This window comes from Streptomyces sp. CB03238, from assembly GCF_002099185.1.
GTDB lineage: Bacteria > Actinomycetota > Actinomycetes > Streptomycetales > Streptomycetaceae > Streptomyces.
Window position 1 is genome coordinate 121,131 of the sequence record NZ_NBCN01000006.1, and the last position, 24,680, is coordinate 145,810.

A 24,680-nucleotide genomic window follows, 5' to 3' on the forward strand; every position below is an offset into this window, starting at 1 on the left:
CCGTGCCAGTGTTCGCTGGCAAATAAGCCCTGATCAGGGGCTCGTCAGGACCGGGCCCGGGGTCACGAGTGACGTACCCGGAAGGAATCGAGAACAGTGTCGAAGTGACGCTTCAGCTCGTCGAGCCGTGCCACCGGCGCCGAGACCCACACGTCGTACATCCGCCCGCCCTCGTCCCAGCAGATGTCGTAGGTCCGGCGCGGCCCCTCCGCGCGGGAGAAGCCGTTCCAGGTGAACTCCCGCAGGGCGGCCGGGAGACCGTTGTGGGTGGTCGGGGTGACCTTGGCCGCGCGGTAGCCGGGGTTGGTGTCGGGTCCGTTCGCGTGGGCCCGCCGCATGTACCCGAGAGGGCCGTCGGCGGCCGGGTCCTGGATCCGGATACCGATCCGGAACGTTTTGTCGGACGACGCGTAATAGACGCGCTTGTCGTCGGTGGAGCGGACGTACCCCTGGGGGACGGTCAGCGTGAAGCCACGCGGGTCGGAAGTGGAACGGTATCCGGTTGGTACGCGGGCGTGGGTGGGGGTGGAACTGTTGCTGGGTGTCGTGCCGGTGCCTGTGCCGGGGTTTGTGCCGGTGCCTGTGCCGGCCGCTGCGCCGGAGGTGTTGGGGGCGGTGGGCGCGCCCGGTGACGGTGACACCGTGGCCGTCCGGTGGTCATCGCCGCCTCCGCCGCCCCCGCCGCCGTCACCGCGCAGGAGCAGTACGCCCGCCGCGCCCGCCCCGGCGAGGGCCACGAGCAGTACGGCGGCCACCAGCGGCGTACGGCGGAGCCGGCGCCGGGTGGGGTGGGCGGCGTGCGGGGGCGTCGCGTCCTCGTGCGGCGGGACGCCGTCGGAGCGGTCGCGGGCGCGGTCGCGGGCGCCGGGGCGGTTGTGGGCGCGCGGGCGGGTGCAGTGCGGGACGGCGTCGGTGGGCGCGGGTCGGGCGGCGTCGGCGCGCGACGGCCGCGCGTCGGCGTACGGGCCGGCGGCGCCGGTCGTCCTGCCGGTGTATGACAGCGGGACGTCGTCGGCCGGTTCGGGCCCCTCGTACCCGAGCCCCTCGTACCCGCGCGGTTCGTACCCGCGTGTCGCGGTCCGCCCCGACCGCGCGTACGCCCGCAGCAGCCGTTCCGCCTCCGCCGCGCCCATCCGCCGCGCCGGGTCCCGCTGCAACAGGCCGCGTACGACCGGCAACAGGGGCCCCGCCGCCGCAGGCGGTCTGAAGTCCTCCTCGACGACCGCGTGCAGCACGCCGCCCAACGAGTCCCGGTGGAACGGCGACTGGCCGGTCAGCGTCGCGCACAGCAGTGCCCCGAGCGACCACAGGTCCGTCTCCGGACCGGCCTGCGCCCCCTGCATGCGCTCGGGCGCGGTGTACTCGGGCGAGCCGACGAACATCCCCGCTTCCGTGATCGTCGTCGAGCCGGCCAGCTGCGCGATGCCGAAGTCGGTGAGGACGACCCTCCCGGTCCCCTGCTCCAGCAGGACATTGGCCGGTTTCAGGTCCCGGTGCAGGACGCCCAGCGCGTGCGCGGCGCGCAGCGCGCTCAGCAGCGCGAGGCCGATGCGGGCCGCCTCACGGGCGTCGAGCGGACCGTGCGTCGCGATCCGCTCGGCGAGCGAGCCGCCCTCGACCAGCTCCATGACGATGTACGGGACGCCGTCCTCCTCGACGACGTCGTGGACGCAGACGATGTGCGGGTGGTGGACGCGCGCGATGGCACGCGCCTCGCGGAGGGTGGGGTGGACGGCGGTTCCGACGTCCACATGGAGCTCCTTGACGGCGACGCGGCGGCCGAGCAGCTCGTCGTACGCCCGCCAGACGGTGCCCATGCCTCCCCGCCCGAGCCGGGCCTCCAGCCGGTAGCGTCCGACGATCCGCCGCTGCTGCCCTGATCCGGACACGGCACATCCCCTCTGCTCGCGCCGAGGGTCACTCCTCGGCGGGACGCCAGCCGCGCAGCATGATGTCGAACTGCTCCCGGGTCACCGGCCAGTCGGCCGCGGGAGCGGACATGAACAGCGCGTACTCGGTTCCGTCGTCCGCGTAGTACACCTGGTCGATCGCGTGCCGCTCCCCCGCGTTGGCGTTCTTCTCGACCCAGGTGAACTCCCACAGACAGGATTCCAGTTGATCACGGAACGTGTTGGTGTGCAGCTCCTTCCGCTCATACTGGGGAAGCCGCTTCTTCAGCCCTTTCTCGATATCGAGCATGTGAAGGCAGGGATTCTCGAAGTCCGGTGAGGCGTCGACGCTGATACGGATGAGGTGGCGGCCGTTGTCGGGCGTGTAGTCGATCTGACCGTCCTGCGTCCTGCGCTTCCAGCCCTCGGGTACGAGAAGGCTGAAACCCGACGGGTCCTTGACCCGCTCCCAGCCATCCGGAACGGTCTGTGCCGCCCCGTCCCGGTCGGCGGCGGCGTCGTCGTTCCGGGTCGTGTCGTCGTTCCCGTACCGCATCACGGCGAAACCCGCGGCGCTGCCCACGACGGCGGCGAGGACGGTCACGAGGACGGCCGTGCGCCAACGGCTGCGGGGATGTGACGGATTGTGGGCGGTGGCGGCGTCGGCCTGGTCGCCGGTGAGGCCGGGGGCGCCGGGGGCGCTCGGGGCGTCCGCCGTCTCCTCGCCCGTGGCCTTCCGTCCGGGCGCCTCCGCCTCCGAGGTGCCGCGCTCCGAGGTGCCGCGCTCCGAGCTGCCGTGTTCCGGGCTGCCGTGTTCCTGCGCCGGCGGTCTCGCGGTCGCGGCCGCCAGGTCCTCCCGGCTCATGGACCGCGTCGGGACGTACGCCTGGGCGGCGGCCGGGGTGCGGCCCTCCATCGCCTCCAGCAGCATGCGTTCGGCCTCGGCGGCGTCCGGGCGGTCCGCCGGGTCCTTGCGCAGCAGCGCGATGATGACGGGCCCGAGGGCGCCGGCGTGCTCGGCGGGCGGTGGCTCCTCGGTCACCACGGCCTGCATGACGCTGAGCGGTGAGGTGCGGTGGAAGGGCGGCGTGCCCTCGACGGCGGTGTAGAGCGTGGCGCCCAGTGACCACAGGTCGGAGGCGGGGCCGGGGTCGCCTCCGCGTACCCGTTCGGGGGCCAGGTACTCGATGGAGCCGACCAGTTCCCCGGTACGGGTGATGGTGGAGTCGCCCTCGATGGCGGCGATCCCGAAGTCGGTGAGCAGGACGCGGCCGTCGCGGGCGAGCAGGACGTTGCCCGGCTTGACGTCCCGGTGCAGCACTCCGGCGGCGTGCGCGGCGCGCAGCGCGCCCAGGACGTGCAGTCCGATGCGGGCCGCCTCACAGGCATCGATACGGCGATTTTCGGCCGCCTTGGCGGCGTCGGCGAGCGAGGGCCCGTCGACGTACTGCATCACGATCCAGGGGCGGTCGTCGTGCTCCAGGACGTCGTGGACGGTGACGACACCGGGGTGGGTGATGCGGGCGGCCGCCCGCGCCTCCTTCTGCGTACGGGCGTGGAGGACGGCCCGGTCGGCCTCGGAGACGTACTTGCCGGCCGTCAGCTCCTTGACGGCGACGGTCCGGTGCAGCACTTCGTCGTGGGCGCGCCAGACCTTGCCCATGCCGCCGCGGCCGATGGTCTCGCTCAGCCGGTAGCGCCCGGCGAGTACGCTTCCCGCGCCCATGCCTTGAGAGTGTTCCACTGTCCCCCGCTCGTTCCTTCGGAGGACAGGTTACGGAGGGTTGCGCCGTGGCCGAAACCTCGGGGTTGCCAAGGAGACCGCTCTGTGATGCGCAGTTGGGGTTTCGGGCGCATTTGTCAGCGTCGCGACGGCGACCGGTCAGCGTGTGGAGCGGTAGGCCCCGACCGCCTGCTGGTAGATCTCGGACACCTTGTCACGCTCAGTCTCCGGGCCGATGACCTGGATCACGTGGTAGCGGTCGCCGACGACGAGCGCCAGGTTCCGGACGTACACCTCACGTCCGTTGACGTCCGACCAGGTGAACTGGCCCTCCGCCATGACCTGTCGGCCGACGTCTATCCGGCGCAGCCCGGATGCGGTCGCCCAACTGGACTCCCGCCAGGGCTGCAGCTCGCGCTCCTTGGTGCGCTGGTACTCCAGGGGGTCGCTGCCGTTGGCCTGGACGGTGTCCCGGCCCGGGACGACGATCAGGGTGAAGTCGCCGCCGGTGTACCGGACCTGGCCCACGTCGTTGATGGGGCTGCGCCGCCAGCTCTTGTCGACACCGATACGGAAGCCCTCCGGGTCGTCGCGCACGGCGTAACCGTCCGCCATGTCGGGTGAGCCGGCTGAGTCTGAGGAGCCGGGGCTGACGGTGTTGGTGGAGGGGGCGGGGGCGCTGGGAGTGGGCTGCGGTTGCTGTGGGGCCTCGGTCCGCTGGGGCGGCTGCTGGGGCGGTTGGGGCTGCTGGGACGACTGCGGGGCCTGGCCGCGGGTCTGCGGTTCCGCCTTGGGCATGAACATCACGGCGTACGCGATGGCGGCGGCGAGCGCGAGCAGTATGACGAGCAGGAGCGTACGGCCGAGGGCGCGCGGGGCGCGGGGGTCGTTGCTGCCGGGCCTCGTCTTCTTTGTGTGGCGGTGGCGGCCGTGGGTGGTGCCGGGAGCGCCGGGGCGGCGCCTGCGGACGAGTTCGCCCCGGCGGCGTACGACGGGCAGGCGGGCGCCGTCGACGGACGGCATCGGCACTACGGCGGTACCCGCGTCGGGCTCGGGTGCCGACCGGATGAGCGAGCGCAGCCAGCCGCGCAGCTCCTCGAAGTCCGGCCGCTCGGTCGGGTCCTGGCGCAGCAGCGACTCGACGACCGGGCGCAGCGGGCCGCACTCCTCGGCGAACGCGGGCGGCTCGGCGCACACCATCTGGACCAGCTCGGCGGCGCTCTCCTCGGGGTACGGGGCGTGGCCCTGGACCGCGCGGTAGAGCAGCGCGCCCAGCGCCCACAGGTCGGTGGCGGGGCCGATGGGCGGCGCCAGCTGCCAGGTCTCGTGGACCGGCCCGGCCTGTTCGGGGGCCCATCGCTCCGTCACGGCTCCGACGACGGCGATCCGGGCCTGGCGGGCGCGCTCGGCGGCGAGCGGCGTGGCCGGGCCCCGGTACCCGGGGGCGGGGGCCGGGGCGCCCGCGACGACGTCGTCCCAGCGGCCCGGTTCGGCGGGTTGCCGGGCGGGATCGGGGGCGGGATCGGGGGCGGGTTCCCGGGCGGGGGCGTGCGCCCGGCGCTGGGCGTCGGCGCGCAGCGCGTCCCTGGTGCCGTACGGGGAGACGCCACCGCCCGCCGGAACGGAGCCGGAGCCGTGGCTGCCCGGCCCGTCGCTCCAGGTGCCGGCCAGCAGGGCGCGCCGGGGGGCTCCGCGGTCGGCCTCGCCCTCGCCGGTGTCGTCGTCCTCGTCGTCGTCCAGGTCCGCGGCCTGCGACCACCACTGCGGCTCGTAGTCGGCCTGGGTGCCGCCCGCCGGGGCCGCGGGGCCCTTCGGCGGGGGCGGCAAGGAGAGGGCGGCGCCCGCCTCGCCGGCGCGGGCGGCGGCACGCGCTCCGGCCCGGTACGCGGCGATGGCACCGGCCCGCGCGGCACGGCTGTCCGGGGCAGCGCGGCCGTCCGACGCGGTGCGGCCGTCCGGCGCCGTGCGGCCGTCCGGCGCGGGTGCCTCCGGGAGCGTGGGCGCGGCCAGCTCGTACCCGGGCGCGAGGGCGGGAAGAGGCGGCGCGGGGGCCGGTTCCGGAGCGGCCGGTGCGTGCGGGAAGTCGTCGTCGGCGTCCGGGTCCGGGACCGGGGCGTACCCGCACAGCGCCTCTTCCGCGGCGCCCGCCGCGAGGCCCGTCAGCACGACCCGTCCGTCGTCGCAGACCAGCACCGTACGCACCGTGATGTTCCGGTGGACCCAGCCGTGCGCGTGGAGCGCGCGCAGCGCGGTGAGCACATCGGAGCCGATCTCGGCCGCCCGGTACGGATTCAGCGGCTTCTCCGCGAGCAGCGCCGCCAGCGGCCGGGCCGCCACCAGCTCACTCACTATCCACAGCGACCCGGCCTCGGCGAAGACGTCGAAAACCTGGTCGAGCCGGGGGTGGTCCGGGATCTGCGCCGCTGCCTGAGCGGCCTCGATCGCCCGCCGTACCGCCGGATCGGACGACCTCCGGACCGCCCGGCCGGTCGCCGGTCTGCGCGGCGGCACGCGCGTCCCGGCCGGTACGCCCGTGTCGTCCGCGTCCACCACCTCGGCGTCGACGACCTCCGGCAACGGAAGCTGCCGGACCAGCACTTCCTGGCCGCTGTAGGTGTCGAAGGCACGCGTCTCGACGAGTTCGTACTCGTCGGAGGGCGGCAAGGGCAGGCGGTAGCGGTCGGCGAGCACCCTTCCCGCGTAGTCGTCCACGACGCCGCCTCCCCACGAGCGCGCTGTCCCCCGGCTTCCAGACCGTACGAAACCGTCAATACTGGTCGGCTCGCGTGCAGTTACCCGCCCATTCCGGCTGCGTACGGTCTACGAGCTCTCACGATACGTGGCCCTGGTCAGTCCTTGGGGCTGAACGTCGCGAACGCCGTGTCCCGCAACGTCCGGCACTCCGCGCCGTCCCACTCGGCGGCCTTGCAGGTGATCATGATCGCGTAACCGCGTCGGGCATCGACCTTGAAGCCCCGGTTGAGCACGCGTACCCGCTCGCCGTTCTGGTCACGCTCGAACTTCCAGTCGGCGGCCGTCGGATAACCCTTGTAGTCGACCTTCTCGATGCCGAGGTGCTTGTAGCCGCTGACCCTGAATCCGGCTGCGGCGGCCTGCCATGCCTTGACGGCGTCGTCCTGGGGGCTGCTGCCGAAGTCGACCTGGACGCGCGGGAAGCCGCCCTTCTTCTCGCTGAATATCCCGCCCGAGTTGTCCCCCGCTATGGCGTGCATGCGGAAGCTCGACAGCATGGCCATGGCGAAGTGGAACTGGTCGTTGCTGACCATGGCGTACCCGGCCGGCAGCGACGCCGCGCCGTTCCCTGTCCCTTCGGACGGCTTGGCGCCACCACTGCCGTCGCCGCCCCCGCTGCCGGGTTGTTGACCGCCGGGCTTGGCCTCGTCAGGCTTGGCCTCGTCAGGCTTGGCGTCGTTCCCGTTCCCGCCGGTGGCACCCTGGGCGCCCGCGGAACCGGCCGACGCGGTCCGGTCGGTGCCGGGCGTGCCCTGGCCGTTCGCGCCCGGCTCGTCGCCACCGCTCAGGGCGAAGGCCAGCACGGTGGCGACCACGGCCAGCGCGACGACGACCGCGATGACCACGAGCGTGCGGCGCGAGACCACGTCGGTGAGCGGTGCCCGCGCGGGAGCCACCGGCGCGGACCGGTCGGCGGTCTGCGGCGGGGTGGCGGGCTCCGCCTTGGCGAACGCCGCCGCGTTGCGTACGGAACGCAGCGCGCCGCGCACCCGCTCAGCCGCCGGGTCGTCCACGCCCTTGGGCTTGGCCGTGGCCTCCTCACCGGGCAGCGGCAGCAGCGGCACGATGCGCGTGACCTCGGGCGACGGCTCGGACACCGGCGGCGCCACGGGCGTCTCCGGCGCGTGGATCACGTCATTGAGCAGAACGCGGGCGCCCGCGTCGTCGAGCCGCTTGGCCGGGTCCTTGTGGAGCAGGCCGTAGATGACCTCCTCCAGCGGGCCCGCGTTCTTCGGCGGGTCGAGCTGCTCGGTCATCACGGCGGTCAGCGTCGCGATGGCGGAGCCCTTGTCGTACGGCGGACAGCCCTCCACGCACGCGTACAGCAGGCCGCCCAGCGACCACATGTCCGCCGCCGGGCCGGGCTTGTGACCGCGGGCCCGCTCGGGCGAGATGTACGAGGGCGCGCCGACGAGCATGCCCGTCGACGTGATGGACGGGTCGCCCTCGACCTGCGCGATGCCGAAGTCGGTGAGGACGACGCGGCCGTCGTCCGCGATGAGGACGTTGGACGGCTTCACGTCGCGGTGCAGGATGCCCTCGCGGTGCGCGGAACGCAGGACGTCGAGGATGGCGAGCCCCACCTCGGCGGCGCGCCTGGGCGTGAGGACGCCGTCCTCACGGATGGCGTCGGCGAGCGACTTGCCCTCGATCAGCTCCATGACGATCCAGGGGCGGTCGTCCTCGTCGACGACGTCGTAGACCGTCACGGCGCCGTTGTTGCGGATCCGCGCGATCGCCTTGGCCTCGCGGAGGGTACGCGTGATGAGGCGGCGTTTCTCGTCCTCGTCGATGCTGTTGGGGAAGCGGAGTTCCTTGACGGCGACGGTGCGCCCGAGCGTCTCGTCGACGGCCCGCCAGACGGTGCCCATGCCGCCGCGTCCCAGGACGCCACCGAGCCGGTACCGTCCCGCGAGCAGCCGCCCTTCGTTCGTTGGCCGGGCCCCTGACGCCGTGCCGGCCCGGTCACCGCCGCGCCCGCCGACGGCCTCTCCGGACGCCTTGCTCCCGTCCCTCGGCTCCTTGGCGCCCTTGGCCGCCGCCCTGGCCTCCGTAGGCCCCTTGGCGTCCTCGGCCGAACCCGACCGCGCCCCGGGAACCGAACCGCCCGCACCCGAGGCCGCGGACGCCTTGCCGGACGGCTCACCCGCCCCGTCACCGGACGTGGCCCCACCCTTGTCCGCCCCGTCACCGGACGTGGCCGCACCGGCACTCGCACCCGCGCCGCCCTTGCCCGACCGGGGGGCGGGCACCGAAGCACCCGCGTCCGGGGCCGCCGCGTCCGCATCCGAGCCTGCGCCCGCGCCCAGGCCGGCGTCCTCACCCGCACCCGAGTCCGCGTCCGCCCCGGCGCCGGACGTGTCGCCCGCGTCCTTGCCCGAGGGGCCGCCGGACTCGTCGGCCGCCGCCTTGGCGCGGCCCGCGCCCAGCTTCATGGTCACGTCCTTGACCGGCCCGGTGCCCGACGTGGCGGGTGCGCCCTCGGCCGGTTCGGCGCCCGGTTCCGTGTCCGGCCCGCCGTCCGCCCCGACGCCCGGCTTCGCCGCGTCCCGCTGAGGTTCCCGAGCCGCGTTCCGCGACTGCTCCGCTCCCGACATGCGTCCCCTCTGCGATCCCTGATCCTCGCCCGCGCCTGCCGCTTCCGCGCGATGCGGTAACCCGCCCTGGAAGAGCGTCCATTGTCTCTCACTCCGGGACCGGCGAAACTCCCGGGTCCTCCGTCCGCCAGGATGGGCCCCGAAGAAGGGACCACACGATGCCACTGCCCCGCGCGCGGGTCACCGCTGTGCTGGTCACCGCCCTGCTCGCGCTGGGCGCCGGCCCGCTGTCGGGGGAACCCTCCCTCACCCCTCCCTCCGCCGTTCTGCCCCGGCTCGTCTCCGAGGGCCACGCCCCGGCCGCCGCGATGCTGTCCGCCTCACCCACGGCGTCGCAGTTCCAGGCAGCCGGTCCGGGCATCGCCCGCGCCGACCGCTTCCGCGCGGGCAGCATCACCAAGACGTTCATCGCGACGGTCGTGCTCCAACTCGCCGCCGAGGGCAGGCTGAGCCTCGCCGACCCGGTCGACCGCCATCTGCCCGGCCTGGTCTCCGGCGAGGCGGGCCGGCGCGTCACGCTGCGCGCCCTGCTGACCCACACCAGCGGCCTGCCGGACTACACCGACAGCAGCAGTCGCCCGTCACCCACGGCGCGGTCCACCGCGCGGGAGGCCGTCCGCCGCGCTCTGGCCCACCCGCCCGGCCCCGTCGGCCGCTACGCGTACTCCAACACCAACTACGTCCTGCTCGGCCTCGTCATCGAACGGGTCACCGACCACCCTTACGCGGCCGAGGCCCATCGGCGCATCATCAGCCCGCTGCGCCTCACCGGCACTTCGTTCCCCGGCGCCCGCACGGCTCTGCCTTCGCCGCACGGCCAGGCGTACGACGCCACCGGCCGGGACGTCACCGCGCTCGACCCGCGCACCGCGGATGCCGCGGGCGAACTGATCAGCACCCTCGACGATCTGAACCGCTTCTACGCCGCCCTGCTCTCCGGCCGCCTCCTCCCCGCAGCCCAGCTCCGGCAACTGCTCGACACCGGTCCGGCGAACGGCCCCTACGGCATGGGCATCTACCCGCGCACGCTCTCCTGCGGCACCACGGTGTGGGGCCACAACGGGCACATCACCGGCAGCTACGTCCGCACCGCCACGACGCGCGACGGCCGACGTACCGTCACCTTCCGTGTCAATACGGACGCCGTCCCCCACCAAACCCTCGGCGCCCTGGAACCCGCCCTCCTCGAAGCCGAGTTCTGCCCGCGGCGGCACACCCGGTAGCCAGAAGCCCGCAGGCCCTCGGCTCCCGGAGCTCAGACCTCTGAGGCCGCCGCCGCCTCTAGAGCGGCACGATGTCCGGTGCGCCCAGCCTGGCGGCGTCCGCTGTCAGGTCGTCCGGCTGGCGCTGGGACTCGCGCTCCGCTTCCACCCGTTTCTCGTAGTGCTCCACCTCCTTCTCGATGTGCCCTTCGTCCCAGCCCAGTACCGGTGCCATCAGTTCCGCGCACTCCCGCGCGCTGCGCGTTCCGCGGTCGAAGGTCTCGATGGAGATGCGGGTGCGCCGGGTCAGTACGTCGTCCAGGTGCCGGGCGCCCTCGTGGGACGCGGCGTAGACGACCTCGGCCCGCAGGTAGTCGTCGGCGCCGCCCAGCGGTTCGCCGAGCTTGGGGTCGGCGACGATCAGTTCCAGCAGTTCCTCGACCAGCGAGCCGTACCGGTTCAACAGGTGCTCCACGCGGGCGACGTGAAGTCCCGTCCGGGCGGCGATCCGGGCGCGCGCGTTCCACAGGGCCCGGTATCCCTCGGCGCCCAGCAGCGGCACGTCCTCGGTGACGCAGGAGGCCACCCGCGTGTCGAGGCCGTGCACCGCCTCGTCGACCGCGTCCTTGGCCATCACCCGGTACGTCGTGTACTTGCCCCCCGCCACGACGACCAGGCCCGGCACCGGATGGGCGACCGTGTGTTCGCGGGACAGCTTGCTCGTCGCGTCGGACTCGCCGGCCAGCAGCGGCCGCAGGCCCGCGTACACGCCCTGCACGTCGTCGCGGGTGAGCGGCACCGCCAGCACGCTGTTCACATGCTCCAGCAGGTAGTCGATGTCGGCGCTGGAGGCGGCCGGGTGCGCCTTGTCCAGGTCCCAGTCGGTGTCGGTCGTCCCCACGATCCAGTGGCGGCCCCAGGGGATGACGAACAGCACGGACTTCTCGGTGCGCAGGATCAGGCCGGTGCTCGAGTGGATCCGGTCCTTGGGCACGACCAGGTGGATGCCCTTCGACGCCCGTACGTGGAACTGCCCCCTCTCCCCGATCAGGGCCTGCGTGTCGTCCGTCCACACCCCGGTCGCGTTGACGACCTGCTTGGCCCGGACCTCGTACTCGCCGCCCGCCTCCACATCCTGCACCCTGGCACCGACAACGCGTTCCCCCTCGCGCAGGAAGCCGATGACGCGTGCCCGGCTGGCGACGTGCGCGCGGTAGCTCGCGGCCGTCCGCACGAGCGTCGCCACGAACCGCGCGTCGTCCATCTGCGCGTCGTAGTACTGCAACGCCCCGACCAGGGCGTCCTTCTTCAGCGCCGGCGCCACGCGCAGTGCCTGCCGCCGTGACAGGTGCCGGTGCACGGGCAGTCCGCGCCCGTGTCCGGAGGAGACGGACATCGCGTCGTACAGCGCGACGCCCGTGCCGGCGTAGAGCCGCTCCCAGCCCTTGTGCTGCAGCGGATAGAGGAAGGGCACCGGTTTCACCAGGTGCGGGGCCAGCCGCTCCAGCAGCAGCCCGCGCTCCTTGAGTGCTTCCCGTACGAGCACGAAGTCCAGCATCTCCAGATAGCGCAGCCCGCCGTGGATCAGTTTGCTCGACCGGCTGGAGGTACCCGAGGCCCAGTCGCGGGCCTCCACCAGTCCGGTGGCGAGGCCGCGTGTCGCCGCGTCGAGAGCCGTCCCGGCGCCGACGACTCCGGCGCCCACGACCAGCACGTCCAGTTCACGATCGGCCATGGCCGCCAGCGCCTCGGCGCGCTCGGCGGGTCCCAGTGTCGCTGTCCTCACCGCTGCCTCCCGTCGCCCCCGTGTGGTCCCGTATGGTCCCCGAATGGGCCCCGTGTGGTCGGGCTCACAGACTCGATTCTGTCCCGGCCCTCCGACTTCAGCCACCGCCTGTGGACAACACTCGGCGGAACCGCGGCTTGCAATGCTGCATAACGGTCATATTTACGCCTAGTCTGACATTGCGCTGCGCTCGTTCTGTCCACAGGACTTGCGCGTCTCGTCCACTCCGGCTACTGGGAAGGACGGCATCACCCATGCCCGCAGACCTCGCCGTCATCGGCCTCGGCCACCTCGGACTGCCCCTCGCCCAAGCCGCCACAGCCGCCGGTATCGACACCATCGGCTACGACACCGACCCGCGCCCCGTGGCGGAGCTGGCGGCCGGCCGGCCACCGGTCGACGGCTCGCTCACCGCCTCGGAGATCCGCCGGATGCTCTCGGGGGGCTTCCGGCCGACCACCAACCCCACCGAACTGGGCCGGGTCCGTACCGCCGTCATCTGCACCCCCACCCCCGTCGGCACCGACCGCACACCGGACCTCACCGCCGTCGCCGAGGCGGCGCGCGCACTGGCCGCCCGGCTGCGCCCCAACACCACCGTCCTGCTCGAATCACCCGTCCACCCCGGCACCACCGAGGACGTGCTGCGTCCGCTGCTCGAAGAAGGCTCGGGCCTCACCGCCGGCCGCGACTTCCACCTCGCGTACTCCCCCGGCCGCCTCGACCCCGGCAACCGCGCCCACGACTTCGCCCACACCCCCAGGGTCATCGGCGGCCTCACCCCCGCCTGCACGGAATCCGCCGCCGCCTTCTACGGCCGCCTCACCGACAAGGTCGTACGGGCCCGCGGCACGCGCGAGGCCGAGACCGTCAAGGTGCTGGAAACCAACTTCCGCCACGTCAACATCGCCCTGGTCAACGAAATGGCGGTGCTCTGCCACGACCTGGGCGTCGACCTGTGGGACGTCATCCGGTGCGCCGAGACCAAACCCTTCGGGTTCCAGGCCTTTCGCCCCGGCCCCGGCGTCGGCGGCCACGGCGTGCCCGTCGACACGATCGGCCCCCACCGCCCGCTGCGCCTGGTGGAGCTCGCGGGGCAGGTCAACGAACGCATGCCGCAGTACGTCATCCAGCGCTGCGCCACGCTCCTCAACGAGCACGGCAAGTCCGCGCGCGGCGCGCGCGTCCTGCTGCTCGGCGTCACCTACAAGCCGGACCTGGCCGACCAGGAGGGCTCCCCCGCGACCGAGATCGCCCGCCGCCTGATGGACATGGGCGCGGTGGTCAGCTACCACGATCCGTACGTCGCCGACTGGCGCGTCCGCGACCTGCCCGTCCCCCGGGCGGATTCCCTGTACGAGGCGGCCGCCGCGGCCGATCTGACGGTCCTGCTCCAGCAGCACCGTACGTACGACCTCCAGGGGCTGGCCGTGAAGGCCCAGCTCCTCCTGGACACCCGCGGGGTCACCCCGGCGGGCGCGGCCCACCGTCTGTAACGGGCCCGGGCGACATCACGGAGAAAAGCCCGGCCCGATTGTCGGATCGGCCTGCTAGTCTCCGGCCCTCTGAACTCACAGCGATCTTATGCGCAGACAAATGCGTACAGACCTGTGAAAACCATCCCAGGGGGATTCCCAGCATGAGCCAGCCCACCCCGCCGCCCGGCAACCCGTTCGCCGCAGGTCAGGCCCCGTACCCGCCCGCGCCCGCGCCGGCCCCCGCGCGGAACAATGTCGCGCTCGGCCTGGTGGTCGCCCTTGTGGCCGCTCTCGTCGCCGCCGTGGCGTACGGCGCCATCGGTGGCGCGATCGAGCGCGAGATCGGGTACGCCGCGGTCGGCGTCGGCTTCCTGGTCGGCTTCGCCGCCGCGAAGGTCGGTGGCCGCAACCCCGCGCTGCCCGTCATCGCCGCCATCCTGTCGGTCGGTGCCGTCTACCTCGGCCAGCTGGTCGTGATAGCGGTCATCTTCAGCAACCTCGTCGGCGGGTCCGCCCCCGAGATCCTCCTGGAGGACTTCGGGACGCTGACGGACGCGTGGAAGGAAGCCGCGGACGGCATGACGTACCTCTTCCTCGCCCTCGCCGCGGTCACCGCCTTCGCGGGCGCCAAGAAGGCCAACTCCTAGGAACGGCGTACGCCGAAGGGGCCCGCACCGTCGTCCGGTGCGGGCCCCTTCGCGGCAGAAACCGCGCAGCAGAAACGGTGCGGCGTCAGCGCTTGTGCTGGGCGTCCGCGACGGTGACCTCGACGCGCTGGAACTCCTTGAGCTCGCTGTAGCCCGTCGTCGCCATCGCACGGCGCAGCGCGCCGAAGAAGTTCATCGACCCGTCCGGCGAGTGCGACGGGCCGGCCAGGATCTCCTCGGTCGTACCGACGATGCCGAGGTCGACCAGCTTGCCGCGCGGCACGTCCTCGTGGACGGCCTCCATGCCCCAGTGGTGGCCCTTGCCCGGCGCGTCGGTCGCCCGCGCGAGCGGGGAGCCGATCATCACCGAGTCGGCGCCGCACGCGATGGCCTTGGGCAGGTCGCCGGACCAGCCCACGCCGCCGTCCGCGATGACGTGGACGTACCGGCCGCCGGACTCGTCCATGTAGTCCCGGCGCGCGGCCGCGACGTCCGCGACGGCGGTGGCCATCGGGACCTGGATGCCCAGCACGTTACGGGTGGTGTGCGCGGCGCCGCCGCCGAAGCCGACGAGGACGCCCGCCGCGCCCGTACGCATCAGGTGCAGGGCGGCGGTGTAGGTGGCGCAGCCGCCGACGATGACGGGAACGTCCAGCTCGTAGATGAACTGCTTCAGGTTCAGCGGCTCGGCGGCGCCCGAGACGTGCTCGGCGGAGACGGTGGTCCCGCGGATGACGAAGATGTCCACACCGGCGTCGACGACGGCCTTGGAGAACTGGGCGGTGCGCTGCGGGGAGAGGGCGGCCGCGGTGACCACGCCCGAGTCGCGCACCTCCTTGATGCGCTGCCCGATCAGCTCCTCCTGGATCGGGGCCGCGTAGATCTCCTGCAGACGGCGGGTCGCGGTCTCCGTGGGGAGCTCGGCGATCTCGTCCAGCAGCGGCTGCGGGTCCTCGTACCGGGTCCACAGGCCCTCGAGGTTGAGGACGCCGAGGCCTCCCAGCTGGCCGATGCGGATGGCGGTCTGCGGGGAGACCACCGAGTCCATGGGAGCGGCCAGGAACGGCAGCTCGAAGCGGTAGGCGTCGATCTGCCAGGCGATCGAGACCTCCTTCGGGTCCCGGGTGCGCCGGCTCGGTACGACGGCGATGTCGTCGAACGCGTACGCCCTGCGGCCGCGCTTGCCGCGCCCGATCTCGATCTCAGTCACGATGTGTGGCCTTTCCCTCTACGTCTGCGCCTACCAGTATCCCCGACACGCGCGCGAGGGGCGGTTCCCGGCCGTATGCCGGGACCGCCCCTCACACAGGTGCGTACTACTTCCTGCTGTAGTTCGGCGCCTCGACCGTCATCTGGATGTCGTGCGGGTGGCTCTCCTTGAGGCCCGCCGACGTGATCCGGACGAACCGGCCGCGCTCCTGGAGCTCGGGAACGGTGCGCCCGCCGACGTAGAACATCGACTGGCGCAGGCCGCCGACCAGCTGGTGGACGACCGCGGACAGCGGGCCGCGGAAGGGCACCTGGCCCTCGATGCCCTCGGGCACCAGCTTCTCGTCGGAGGCGACGCCCTCCTGGAAGTACCGGTCCTTGGAGAAGGACCGCTGCTCGCCACGGGACTGCATGGCGCCGAGGGACCCCATGCCGCGGTACGACTTGAACTGCTTGCCGTTGATGAACATCAGCTCGCCCGGCGACTCCTCGCAGCCCGCGAGCAGCGAGCCCAGCATCACCGTGTCGGCGCCCGCGACGAGGGCCTTGGCGATGTCTCCGGAGTACTGCAGGCCGCCGTCGCCGATGACCGGGACGCCCGCCGCCTTGGCGGCGAGGGAGGCCTCGTAGATGGCGGTGACCTGGGGGACGCCGATACCGGCGACCACGCGGGTGGTGCAGATGGAGCCGGGGCCGACCCCGACCTTGATGCCGTCGACGCCGGCGTCGATCAGGGCCTGGGCGCCGTCGCGGGTGGCGACGTTGCCGCCGATGACGTCCACCGTCGCGTTCGACTTGATCTTGGCGACCATCTCGCCGACCAGCCGGGAGTGGCCGTGCGCGGTGTCGACGACGATGAAGTCGACGCCCGCCTCGATCAGCGCCTGGGCGCGCTCGAAGGCGTCACCCGCGACACCGACGGCGGCGCCGACGAGCAGCCGGCCTTCCTTGTCCTTGGCGGCCTGCGGGTACTTCTCCGCCTTGACGAAGTCCTTGACGGTGATGAGGCCCTTGAGGATGCCCGCGTCGTCGACCAGCGGCAGTTTCTCGATCTTGTGGCGGCGCAGCAGCTCCATGGCGTCGACGCCGGAGATGCCGACCTTGCCGGTGACCAGCGGCATGGGGGTCATGACGTCGCGCACCTGCTGGCTGCGGTCGGTCTCGAAGGCCATGTCGCGGTTGGTGACGATGCCGAGGAGCTTGCCACCCTTGTCGGTGACGGGGACGCCGCTGATGCGGAACTTGCCGCAGATGGCGTCGGCCTCGGCCAGCGTCGCGTCCGGGTGGACGGTGATCGGGTCGGTCACCATGCCGGACTCGGAGCGCTTGACCAGGTCGACCTGGTTGGCCTGGTCGGCGATGGACAGGTTGCGGTGGAGGACACCGACGCCGCCCTGCCGGGCCATGGCGATCGCCATCCGGGCCTCGGTGACCTTGTCCATGGCGGCGGACAGCAGCGGGATGTTCACCCGTACGTTCTTGGAGATGTACGAGGAAGTGTCGATCTGGTCGGGCGCCATGTCGGACGCGCCCGGCAGCAGCAGCACGTCGTCGTAGGTCAGCCCGAGTGTCGCGAATTTCTCGGGCACTCCGTCGACGTTGGCAGTCATGACACCTTCCCCAAATGGCCTTGCTCGGTGCGGATGTCCATGCTAACGGCCTGCGGGCGTGTCTCATTCCACGAGCAAGATCACCCAGAAGGTTTGTACGTTCACACGTACGGACGCACCCGTGCGCGCCCGTTCACGCGGCTCACTGTTCGGCGAGCGCCCGGAGCCGGCTGAGCGCGCGGTGCTGCGCCACCCGTACCGCCCCGGGGGACATGCCGAGCATCTGGCCGGTCTCCTCGGCGGTCAGGCCGACCGCGACCCGCAGCACCAGCAGCTCGCGCTGGTTCTCCGGGAGGTTGGCGAGCAGGCGCTTGGCCCACTCCGCGTCGTCGCTGAGCAGCGCACGCTCCTCGGGGCCGAGGGAGTCGTCGGGCCGCTCGGGCATCTCGTCGGAGGGCACGGCGGTGGAGCCGGGGTGCCGCATGGCGGCCCGCTGGAGATCGGCGACCTTGTGGCCGGCGATGGCGAACACGAACGCCTCGAAGGGGCGCCCGGTGTCCTTGTAGCGCGGCAGGGCCATCAGCACGGCGACGCAGACCTCTTGGGCCAGGTCCTCGACGAAGTGGCGCGCGTCACCGGGCAGGCGGTTCAGCCGCGTACGGCAGTACCGCAGGGCCAGGGGGTGGACGTGGGCCAGGAGATCGTGCGTGGCCTGCTCGTCGCCTTCGACCGCACGGTGTACGAGTGCACCGATGGCCCCGTGGGCATGGGCCGCCTCGTCGTCGCGCATCGGTCCATGGTGCCTTGGCGGCTGTTGGTCCGCGGCACCGCGTCCACTGTTGTGCACCGAAGCGTTATGAGCAGGTGCGCCGGACGTCATCTCCTGCGCCCTCCCCTGCCGCTCGATCGACTCGTCCCCGAGGAACTCCACCCTTCAAGGATGCGGCATCGCGCCGGAAACAGATATCGGGCCTCCGCCGCCCCGTCCGCCGGGCGGCGGACGGGGATCGCTACGGTCACGCGCTAGCGCACCAGGCCCCAGCGGAATCCGAGCGCGACGGCGTGCGCCCGGTCCGATGCGCCCAGCTTCTTGAAGAGCCTTCTGGCGTGCGTCTTGACCGTGTCCTCGGAGAGGAAGAGCTCGCGGCCGATCTCCGCGTTGGAACGGCCGTGGCTCATCCCCTCCAGCACCTGGATCTCGCGCGCGGTGAGGGTGGGCGCGGCGCCCATCTCGGCCGAGCGCAGCCGGCGCGGGGCGAGCCGCCAGGTCGGGTCGGCGAGCGCCTGGGTGACCGTGGCCCGCAGCTCGGCGCGCGAGGCGTCCTTGTGCAGGTATCCACGGGCGCCGGCGGCGACGGCGAGCGCCACCCCGTCCAGGTCCTCGGCGACGGTGAGCATGATGATGCGGGCGCCGGGGTCCGCGGAGAGCAGCCGGCGGACGGTCTCCACGCCGCCCAGACCGGGCATGCGTACGTCCATCAGAATCAGGTCCGAGCGGTCCGCGCCCCAGCGGCGGAGGACTTCCTCGCCGTTGGCCGCGGTCGTCACACGCTCGACGCCGGGCACCGTCGCGACGGCGCGGCGGAGCGCTTCTCGGGCAAGCGGGGAGTCGTCGCAGACGAGGACGGATGTCATGGCCGTCCTCCGCAGCTGATGCGCGTCACCTTGAGCCTCCAGGCTGGTTACGTATCGTCACCTGTGCGGTTGACGCCCCCGGACATCTGCCCGAGCGCTTGTTCTTTCAACCGCCTCCGCACTCTCAACGACGGTCACTCGAAAGAGTTACGGGTACGCCCTCCACCTTCGGCACTCTACGTGAGGGAGCGCGTACGGAGGAGAGCGACGCAGGTCACCATTGGTTCACCCAGAGCTATGCCCCATTTAGCGGCTTTTCCTTCACTTTGTCAGTGTCTGTGGCTAGATTCGCAATGAGTCATATTTACATCTACTTAGACAGTAGTTGTACGGTCGTGGCTGTATCAGCCCACTCACCCGCTCAGTACCGGAACCAAGGGGACATGCGCTATGGCAGATTTCTCCCGCCTTCCCGGACCCAACGCCGACCTGTGGGACTGGCAGCTGCTCGCGGCCTGCCGGGGGGTCGACAGTTCGCTCTTCTTCCACCCCGAGGGGGAGCGCGGCGCGGCGCGGAGTGCGCGCGAGAACTCGGCGAAAGAGGTCTGCATGCGGTGCCCGGTCCGCGCACAGTGCGCGGCCCACGCGCTGGCCGTGCGGGAGCCCTACGGCGTATGGGGCGGCCTCACCGAGGACGAGCGCGAGGAACTCATGGGACGAGCCCGCAACCGTCTCATCACGACGTCGTCCGGGACACCGGCCCGGGCCTGAAGGAACGTTTCTGCACCGGCTCCCGCCTCCCGGCCCCGACTCCCCATTCCCGACCCCCGCAAGGCCCTGCAGGGGCGGCCGCCCGGGCCGCCCCTCTGGTTCGTCCCGTGGTTCGTCCTACTGATTCGTCCTGCGGCCGGCGGGGCCCACGCGCGCGTGGAGCGGGTTTACGCCAGGGCGGCCGCGCGCGTCAGCTGGTCGAGGGTGGCCGCGACCGCCGGGACCTTGGCCAGGTCGGGGAGGGTGAGGGCGACGATCTCCCGCTCGACGGCCGGTTCCACCGCCACCGTCCTCGCGCCCCGGGGGCGTACCGAGCGGATGGCCAGCTCGGGCAGTACCGCGACCCCGAGGCCCGCGCCGACCAGTCCGATCACCGCCGGGTAGTCGTCGGTCGCGAAGTCGATGCGCGGGGTGAAACCGGCACCCTCGCACACCTCCACGAGCTGGCGGCGGCAGCGCGGGCAGCCCGCGATCCACGATTCCTCGGCCAGCTCCCCGATGGCCACGGCCCCGGCGTCCGCGAGGCGGTGCCCCTCCGGGACCAGGCCGACCAGGCGGTCGGCGAGGAGCGGGCGTACGACGAGGTCGTCCCACTCCGCGACGGCCGGGCGGTAGCGGAAGGCGAGCGCCACGTCGCAGTCGCCGTCGCGGAGCATCTCGACCGAGCGGGGCGGCTCGGCCTCGACGAGCGAGACCCGGGTGCCGGGGTGGGCCGCGCGGAGTGCGGCGAGGGCGTTCGGGACGAGGGTGGAACTGCCGCTGGGGAACGACACCAGCCGGACGCGTCCGGCGCGCAGGCCCGCGATGGCGGCGATCTCCTCCTCGGCGGCGGTGAGGCCCGCGAGGATGCCGGAGGCATGGCGTACGAGCGCCTCGCCGGCCTGGGTCAGCCGCATTTCCCGGCCCGTACGGATCAGCAGCGGCGTACCCGCGGACGATTCGAGGGCCTTCATCTGCTGGCTGACCGCGGGCTGGGTGCAGCCCAGTTCGCGCGCGGCCGCGGAGAAGGAACCGGTGGCGGCGACGGCGCGGAGGACGCGCAGATGACGGGCTTCGATCACCCTTTGAATATAAGGCTGGCTTGGGCCGCGCGCGAAATATCCACCTGCTGCTTTGAGGGGGCTCAGGGCTAGCGTGAGGTCATGAGAGTTCTCACCGTCAATGTGGGGCGGCCGAAGGCCGTGGAATACACCGATGCGCCGAGCGGCACGACGGGCATCGACAAGCGGCCGGTCGACGGCCCCGTGCGGGTGGCCGATCCGGGGCCGAAGGGCGAGGGGGCGAGCGGCGTGGCGGGGGACGCGGTCTGCGACCTGCGCTTCCACGGCGGGAACCACCAGGCGGTGTACGCCTTCGCGCGCGAGGACCTGGACTACTGGCAGGGGGAGTTGGGGCACCCGCTGGCCAACGGCGCGTTCGGGGAGAACCTCACCACCTCCGGGATCGATGTCAACGCCGCGCTCATAGGAGAGCGTTGGCGGATCGGGTCGGCGGTTGTGGAGGTCGCGTCCGTGCGCATCCCGTGCCGTACGTTCGCCGGCTGGCTGGGCGAGAAGGGCTGGGTCAGGCGGTTCACGCGGCGGGCCGCGCCCGGCCCCTTCCTCAGGGTCGTCGAGCCGGGGGAGATCCGCGCGGGCGATGCGATCGAGGTCGTGCACCGGCCGGACCACGACGTGACGGTGGAGTTGGTCTTCCGAGCGTCCACGCTCCAGCGGGAGCTGCTGCCCCGCACGCTCGCGGCGGGCGAGGCGCTGGACCCGGAGTTGCGCGAGGCGGCGCTCACGTACGTCGCGAAGACGGCCCGTAGCGCGTGAATCCATGATGGCGGGGCGGCGGATCCTGATACTCCGTACATGTACGGTGGCCCGTCCGCCGCCCCATGAGACCGCGCACGGCTTTCTCCGCGCGGGGCACTAACGTGCCGCGTATGACGACTGCACTGATTACGGGCGCGACGGCGGGAATCGGGGCCGCCTTCGCGCGGCGGCTGGCGGCGGACGGCCGCGACGTGGTGCTGGTGGCCCGGGATGTGAAGCGGCTCCGGGAACAAGCGACCGAGCTGCACGACCGGCACGGGATCGAGGCCGAGGTCCTGGCGGCCGACCTGGCCGGGGAGGACGGCATCGCGGCCGTGGAGGCGCGCCTGTCGGACCCGAAGCGGCCGGTGGACCTGCTGATCAACAACGCCGGGTTCGGCAACAAGGGCCGGTTCCTGGATGTGTCCATGGCCGACGAACTGAAGATGCTGAAGGTGCACTGCGAGGCGGTGCTGCGGCTGACGGCGGCCGCGACGGCGTCGATGCGGGACCGGGGGCGCGGCGGCGTGGTGAACGTCGCGTCGGTGGCCGCGTTCGTACCGCGTGGCACGTACGGGGCGTCGAAGGCGTGGGTCGTGCAGTTCACCCAGGGCGCGGCGCGCGACCTGGCGGGGAGCGGGGTGCGGCTGATGGCGCTGTGCCCGGGCTTCGTGCGTACGGAGTTCCACGAGCGGGCGGGAATGGGGACGGACAACATCCCGGGCTGGATGTGGCTGGACGCCGACAAACTGGTGGCCGCGGCGCTGGCGGATCTGGCGCGGGGCAGGACGCTGTCGATTCCCGACCCGCGCTACAAGGCGCTGATGGGTGTGGTGAAGCTGGTGCCGCGCAGCGTGCTCGGGGGCGTGAGCTCGCGCGCGGGGCGCAAGTACGGGCCGCAGTAGCCCCCTCTCACTACTGCGACGCGCCTCTTTTCGTCCGGGAATCATGAAGGCAGCGGTGATCGAACGTCAAGAGTTACGGAACGAATGATCGAAGATCTTGCCATTCGATCAGATTGGGTTCGCGGGTGGATTAGGGTCTGACGACGGGCACCGCTCGACCGATCCACCACACCTCGAGGGGGACTTCCACCGTGCGCGAGAGTGCTGTTGAACGTCACGACCGTCTGCTGGCCCTGGTGCGGGAGCGCGGCACGGCACGGGTCTCGGACCTCGCCGCGCAGCTGGGCGTCTCTCCCGTGACCGCACGCCGGGACGTGGAGGCGCTGGCCGCGAAGGGGCTGCTGGACCGGGTGCACGGCCAGGTCTCGTGGCCCCGGGGGCAGGGCGGGGCCGAGCGGCGCGCGGGCGGGGAGCCGGCGGCCGCGGCGCCGGGCAGCGGCCCGGTGCTGGGGCTGCTCGCGCCGTCGGCGACGTACTACTTCGCCGAGGTGATCCGTGGTGCGCGCGAGGCGGCGGCCAGGGCCGGGGCGCGGCTGATCCTGCGGATCTCCGACTACCGGCCGGAGGACGACCGGGCCCGCACCGAGGGCCTGCTGGCCGCGGGGGCGGAGGGGCTGCTGGTGGCGCCGGGCTGGCGGGCGCCGGGCGACCAGGCCGAACACAGCGACTGGATCGCCGAGCTGCCGGTGCCCGCGGTGCTGCTGGAGCGGCGCGCCACGCCCGGTTCGGCGCTGGACGCGCTCGACCGGGTGTCGTCCGACCACCGGCACGGGGTCGTCCTGGCCGTGCGCCACCTGGTGGGGCTCGGGCACCGGTCACCGTTGCTGGTGGCCCGCGCGGACAGCCCGACCGCGCTGGCGGTGCGGTCGGGGTACGCGGAGGCGCTGGGCGCGCTGGGGCTGGGTGAGCCCGGCCCGGTGATCGACTCGGTGCCGTCCGAACTGCATCCGGAGGGGTTCGAGGCGGCGGTCCGGGCGCTGCACTCGGCGGTCGCGTCGGGCGCGGCCACCGCGGCCCTGGTGCACAACGACGTGGACGCCATCCAGATGGTGCAGCGCCTCGCCGAGCTGGGCGTGCGCGTGCCGGAGGACCTGGCGCTGATCGCGTACGACGACGAGGTCGCCGCCCTCGCCGACACCCCGCTGACAGCGGTCGCCCCGCCGAAGCGGCAGGTGGGCCGACTGGCCACGGAACTGCTGGTCGAGCGGCTCGCACAGGCGGCGGCCGACCGCGCCGAGGGCGGTGGCGAGGGTCCCGTCGAGGGGCCGGACGGACGGCCCGAGGAGGATCCCCGGCGGCATGTGACGCTCTTGCCCCGGCTGCGGGTGCGGGCCTCGTGCGGGGCGGGACAACCGAAACCGGACTGATCTATTTTCGATCAATCAATCTTTCGCTCTTGACTTCGCTCACGAGTGGCTCAATCATCACGGCCACACCTTCCGTGTCGCCGTTCGTTCAGGAGCCCCGCCATGAGCCGCAGTTGGAGCAGAACGTCCCCCGCCATAGCCGCCACTGCCACCGCCCTCGCCCTGCTCACGGCGTGCGGCGGCGGCAGCGGTGACGACGCCTCGGCCCCCGGGGCCGACGGCAAGCCCGTGACCCTCACCTTCTGGGGCTGGGCCAAGGGCTCGAAGGACGTGGTCGACGCGTTCAACGCCTCCCACAAGAACATCCGGGTGACCTTCGAGGAGATCCCCTCCGGCAACGCCGGCGGGTACGCCAAGATCTCCAACGCCGTGAAGGCCGGCAACGCCCCCGACCTCGTCGCCATCGAGTACCCGTCGCTGCCCGAGTTCGTCAGCCAGGGCTCACTGCAGGACATCGGCGCCCACCTGCCGGACGACGTCAAGGGCAAGCTGCTCCCGCAGGCCCTCGAACTCACCACCCTCGGCGGCAAGAACTGGGCCGTCCCCTTCGACGCCGCGCCGCAGGCCTTCTATTACCGCAAGGACCTGTTCGCGAAGTACGGCGTCGACGTCCCCAAGACGTGGGACGAGTTCAAGGCGGCGGCCGAGAAGGTGAAGAAGGCCGACGCCAAGGCCCGGATCGCCACCTTCTTCCCCGACGACCCGACCAGCTTCGAGGCGATGGCCTGGCAGGCCGGCGCCCAGTGGTTCAAGGCCGAGGGCGACACCTGGAAGGTCGACACCACCGACGCCGCCACCAACAAGGTCACCGCCTACTGGCAGGGTCTGCTCGACGCCGACCTGGTCCACAACAACGCCTCCTTCAGCCCCGAGTGGACCGGCTCCCTGAAGAACGGCACCACCATCGGCTACCTCGGCGCCTCCTGGGGTGCGGGCGTCCTCAAGGGCACCCTGCCCGAGCAGAGCGGCAAGTGGGCCGTCGCCCCGATGCCCTCCTGGGACGGCAAGCCCGCCAGCGGCATGGTCGGTGGCTCCACCTTCGCCGTGACCAAGGACAGCAAGAAGGCGGAGGCGGCGGTCGAGTTCGCCACCTGGATGGCCACCACCGAGGAGGGTGTCAAGGCCCGGATAGCCTCCGGCACCTCCAGCGCCTTCCCGGCCGCCACCGCCCTGCGCCCCGTCGCCAAGAAGGCCTTCGACGCCGGGTACTTCGGCGGCCAGGACATCTACCAGCTCTTCGAGCAGGCCGGCGCCTCCATCAACCCCAACTGGACCTGGGGCCCGGCCACCGGAACCACCAACCTCGCCATCAAGGACCAGCTCGGCAAGGTCGCGAACGGCGGCACCACCCTCGCCGACGCCGTGAAGACCGGGCACGACGCGACCGTCGCCGAGCTGAAGAAGCGCGGCCTGAAGGTCGAGGGCTGACCC

General features: G+C 72.3%; 18 protein-coding genes. 8 read left to right on the top strand and 10 right to left on the bottom strand.

Annotated elements, in window-relative coordinates; genetic code table 11:
* Nucleotides 1-62: 62 nt before the first annotated feature.
* From BKD26_RS11830 to BKD26_RS11845, 4 genes are all read right to left on the bottom strand, one after another.
* Nucleotides 63-1,889, bottom strand: a complete 1,827-nt coding sequence (locus BKD26_RS11830) for a serine/threonine-protein kinase (RefSeq protein WP_107417828.1) — start codon at nucleotides 1,887-1,889, stop codon at nucleotides 63-65.
* A gap of 28 nt (nucleotides 1,890-1,917) precedes the next feature.
* Complete coding sequence (locus BKD26_RS11835; protein WP_084897812.1) at nucleotides 1,918-3,633, bottom strand: serine/threonine-protein kinase; 1,716 nt, start codon at nucleotides 3,631-3,633, stop codon at nucleotides 1,918-1,920.
* Nucleotides 3,634-3,771: 138 nt separating this feature from the next.
* A complete protein-coding gene (locus BKD26_RS11840; RefSeq protein ID WP_084897813.1) occupies nucleotides 3,772-6,324 on the bottom strand; it encodes a protein kinase in 2,553 nt (850 codons plus the stop codon).
* Between the two features lie 137 nt (nucleotides 6,325-6,461).
* Nucleotides 6,462-8,963: a serine/threonine-protein kinase gene (locus BKD26_RS11845; RefSeq protein ID WP_107417829.1), complete on the bottom strand. Its 2,502-nt coding sequence runs from the start codon at nucleotides 8,961-8,963 to the stop codon at nucleotides 6,462-6,464.
* A 158-nt stretch (nucleotides 8,964-9,121) separates the two neighbouring features.
* On the opposite strand from BKD26_RS11845, the gene BKD26_RS11850 reads away from it, so the two are divergent.
* Entirely contained in the window at nucleotides 9,122-10,186 is a 1,065-nt protein-coding gene (locus tag BKD26_RS11850) for a serine hydrolase domain-containing protein (protein ID WP_084897814.1), read from the top strand.
* A 58-nt stretch (nucleotides 10,187-10,244) separates the two neighbouring features.
* Here BKD26_RS11850 and BKD26_RS11855 read toward each other — a convergent pair whose 3' ends face one another.
* Nucleotides 10,245-11,951, bottom strand: a complete 1,707-nt coding sequence (locus tag BKD26_RS11855; protein ID WP_084897815.1) for a glycerol-3-phosphate dehydrogenase/oxidase — start codon at nucleotides 11,949-11,951, stop codon at nucleotides 10,245-10,247.
* 254 nt (nucleotides 11,952-12,205) lie between these two features.
* On the opposite strand from BKD26_RS11855, the gene BKD26_RS11860 reads away from it, so the two are divergent.
* Both BKD26_RS11860 and BKD26_RS11865 read left to right on the top strand, forming a co-directional pair.
* On the top strand, nucleotides 12,206-13,447 hold the full coding sequence (locus tag BKD26_RS11860) for a nucleotide sugar dehydrogenase (protein ID WP_084897816.1): 1,242 nt from the start codon (nucleotides 12,206-12,208) through the stop codon (nucleotides 13,445-13,447).
* A gap of 143 nt (nucleotides 13,448-13,590) precedes the next feature.
* Nucleotides 13,591-14,076, top strand: a complete 486-nt coding sequence (locus tag BKD26_RS11865; RefSeq protein WP_084897817.1) for a hypothetical protein — start codon at nucleotides 13,591-13,593, stop codon at nucleotides 14,074-14,076.
* A gap of 85 nt (nucleotides 14,077-14,161) precedes the next feature.
* Here BKD26_RS11865 and BKD26_RS11870 read toward each other — a convergent pair whose 3' ends face one another.
* From BKD26_RS11870 to BKD26_RS11885, 4 genes are all read right to left on the bottom strand, one after another.
* Nucleotides 14,162-15,286, bottom strand: a complete 1,125-nt coding sequence (locus BKD26_RS11870) for a GuaB3 family IMP dehydrogenase-related protein (RefSeq protein WP_073753565.1) — start codon at nucleotides 15,284-15,286, stop codon at nucleotides 14,162-14,164.
* Between the two features lie 106 nt (nucleotides 15,287-15,392).
* Nucleotides 15,393-16,895, bottom strand: a complete 1,503-nt coding sequence (guaB, locus tag BKD26_RS11875; protein WP_084897818.1) for an IMP dehydrogenase — start codon at nucleotides 16,893-16,895, stop codon at nucleotides 15,393-15,395.
* A 142-nt stretch (nucleotides 16,896-17,037) separates the two neighbouring features.
* Complete coding sequence (locus BKD26_RS11880) at nucleotides 17,038-17,625, bottom strand: sigma-70 family RNA polymerase sigma factor (RefSeq protein WP_073753561.1); 588 nt, start codon at nucleotides 17,623-17,625, stop codon at nucleotides 17,038-17,040.
* Between the two features lie 233 nt (nucleotides 17,626-17,858).
* Entirely contained in the window at nucleotides 17,859-18,470 is a 612-nt protein-coding gene (locus tag BKD26_RS11885) for a response regulator transcription factor (RefSeq protein WP_003948568.1), read from the bottom strand.
* A 390-nt stretch (nucleotides 18,471-18,860) separates the two neighbouring features.
* Between BKD26_RS11885 and BKD26_RS11890 the strand changes: the two genes are divergently transcribed.
* Nucleotides 18,861-19,181, top strand: coding sequence for a WhiB family transcriptional regulator (locus tag BKD26_RS11890; protein ID WP_084897819.1), 321 nt, complete (start codon nucleotides 18,861-18,863; stop codon nucleotides 19,179-19,181).
* Between the two features lie 167 nt (nucleotides 19,182-19,348).
* Here BKD26_RS11890 and BKD26_RS11895 read toward each other — a convergent pair whose 3' ends face one another.
* Nucleotides 19,349-20,242, bottom strand: coding sequence for a LysR family transcriptional regulator (locus BKD26_RS11895; RefSeq protein ID WP_084897820.1), 894 nt, complete (start codon nucleotides 20,240-20,242; stop codon nucleotides 19,349-19,351).
* 81 nt (nucleotides 20,243-20,323) lie between these two features.
* Here BKD26_RS11895 and BKD26_RS11900 point away from each other — a divergent pair, with 81 nt between their 5' ends.
* From BKD26_RS11900 to BKD26_RS11915, 4 genes are all read left to right on the top strand, one after another.
* Complete coding sequence (locus BKD26_RS11900; protein ID WP_084897821.1) at nucleotides 20,324-20,995, top strand: MOSC domain-containing protein; 672 nt, start codon at nucleotides 20,324-20,326, stop codon at nucleotides 20,993-20,995.
* A 113-nt stretch (nucleotides 20,996-21,108) separates the two neighbouring features.
* On the top strand, nucleotides 21,109-21,882 hold the full coding sequence (locus BKD26_RS11905) for an SDR family oxidoreductase (protein ID WP_084897822.1): 774 nt from the start codon (nucleotides 21,109-21,111) through the stop codon (nucleotides 21,880-21,882).
* A gap of 191 nt (nucleotides 21,883-22,073) precedes the next feature.
* Nucleotides 22,074-23,249, top strand: a complete 1,176-nt coding sequence (locus BKD26_RS11910; RefSeq protein WP_084897823.1) for a substrate-binding domain-containing protein — start codon at nucleotides 22,074-22,076, stop codon at nucleotides 23,247-23,249.
* Between the two features lie 102 nt (nucleotides 23,250-23,351).
* Complete coding sequence (locus BKD26_RS11915) at nucleotides 23,352-24,677, top strand: sugar ABC transporter substrate-binding protein (protein ID WP_084897824.1); 1,326 nt, start codon at nucleotides 23,352-23,354, stop codon at nucleotides 24,675-24,677.
* Nucleotides 24,678-24,680 lie beyond the last annotated feature (3 nt).